Genomic DNA, 1,793 nt, shown 5'->3' with positions numbered 1-1,793 from the left:
GAGGGCGTCGGCCAGGGCCTGGCGGCATCGCGCCTCGTCGCCGAGCTGCTCGAACAGCAGCAGCGCCAGGCGGGCCAGCAAGAGCGACTCGCGCTCGGCGCCGGCCTCGCTGACGGCGCGGGCGCATTCGGCGTACAGGCGGTCGCGTGCTTCGGGGGCGAGGGCGGCGGTCATGCGGTCTCCTTGACTTTGACGGTGTGCGCCGAGGCGCGTTGCAGCGCAGCGTCGATCTGCGCCGCCGTGGGTGCACGCCAGCGAGCGGCCACATGGCCGTCCGGGCGCAGCAGGTAGACGGCGCCGCCCGGCTCCGCGCCCAGGGCGCGCAGCACCCCGGCATCGGCCTGCGCATCGGCGTTTGCATCCGCACCGCCGCCGATGCGCACCACCCGCAGCGCCGGCGGCAGGCCCGCCTCGGGCAGGCCCGCCTCGCCCAGCACCAGCAGCGTGAAGCACGGCCCGATCCAGTCCGTCAGGTGGCCCTGGCGCAGCGGCTGGTCGGCCATCACCTCGCCGGGCACCGGGCCCGCGGGCAGATCGTCGCCGGGGCTGGACAGGGGCGAGTCCTCGTAGCACACCGCCTGCGTCTGCCGCGGGTTGACCAGCTGTGCGATGCCGCGGTGCTTCTCCGCCAGCGACAGCGCCGCCTCGCGCAGCAGGTCGAAGCCGCGCGAGGGCGGCGACATGAACTCCGTGCTGCGCATCGCGTTCTCGGCGTTGACGTGGAAGGCGGCGATGCGCTCTGCGGAGTAGCTGTCCAGCAGCGACGCATCGGACTCGCCCTTGGCCACCGCGGCCAGCTTCCAGGCCAGGTTGTCGGCGTCGTCGAAGCCGGAGTTCAGCCCGCGCACGCCGAAGATCGGCATGGCGTGCGCCGCGTTGCCGGCGAACAGGATGCGCCCGTGCCGGTAGTCGGCCAGCGTCATCGCGCCGGCGCGGTACACCGAGGTCCACACCGGCTTCCAGGGCAGGTGGCCCTCGCCGATGGCGTCCAGGTGGCGCTGCACGAATGCGCGCACCGCCTCGGGCGTGAGCGCCTGCTCGGTGCTCTGGCCGGGGCGAAGCTGGTAGTCGATGCGCCAGATGTCGTCCGGCTGGGGGTGCATCAGCACGGTGGAGCCGGGGTTCCAGGGCGGGTCGAACCAGGCGCGGCGCTCGGTGCGGTGGCGGCTGGGCAACTCGATGTCGATGATCACGTAGCGGCCCTCGTAGGCCGCGCCCTCCAGGGCCAGGCCGAGCGCCTTGCGCACGAAGCTCTGGCCGCCGTCGCAGGCGGCCAGCCAGCCGCAGCGCAGGGTGTAGGCGCCCAGCGCGTTGCGCGCCTGCAGCGTCACGCCGTGGCCGTCCTGCGAGAAGCCGCTCAGCTCGGTGCCCCAGCGGATGTCGATCAGGCCCGGCTGCGCGGCGTTGCGCCGCTCGATCTCGTCCAGCAGGTACTGCTCGATGTAGTACTGCTCCAGGTTGATCATCGGCGGCAGCTTCTGGCCCGGGTGCGTGGGCATCTCGAAGCGGAACACCTCGGTGGTCTTGTAGAAGCTGGTGCCGGAAGTCCAGGGCAGGCCCTTGGCCAGGAAGGCAGGCAGCGCACCCAGGCGCTCCACGATCTCCAGGCTGCGGCGCGAGATGCAGATCGCGCGGCTGCCCACGCACACCGTGTCGTCGGCCTCCAGGATCACGCTGGGCACGCCGTGGTTGGCCAGGCCCAGCGCCAGCGCCATGCCCACCGGGCCGCCGCCGGCGATCGCCACTGCGTGGCGCTGCGTCTCCGTGCCGTCCTGCAGCGCGGGCAGGCGCGG

1 protein-coding gene is annotated in these 1,793 nt (G+C 73.2%); it reads right to left on the bottom strand.

Annotated elements, in window-relative coordinates:
* Positions 1-170 precede the first annotated feature (170 nt).
* Positions 171-1,793: FAD-dependent monooxygenase (locus ACIY1X_RS26270; RefSeq protein ID WP_399686562.1), on the bottom strand; the 1,623-nt coding region annotated here is incomplete at its 5' end.

The sequence above is a fragment of the Xenophilus sp. genome (assembly GCF_044462705.1).
In the GTDB taxonomy this organism is placed as follows: domain Bacteria; phylum Pseudomonadota; class Gammaproteobacteria; order Burkholderiales; family Burkholderiaceae_C; genus Xenophilus; species Xenophilus azovorans.
The sequence above is the reverse complement of the archived record's forward strand: the minus strand, read 5'-3'. Positions and strand labels throughout refer to the sequence as shown.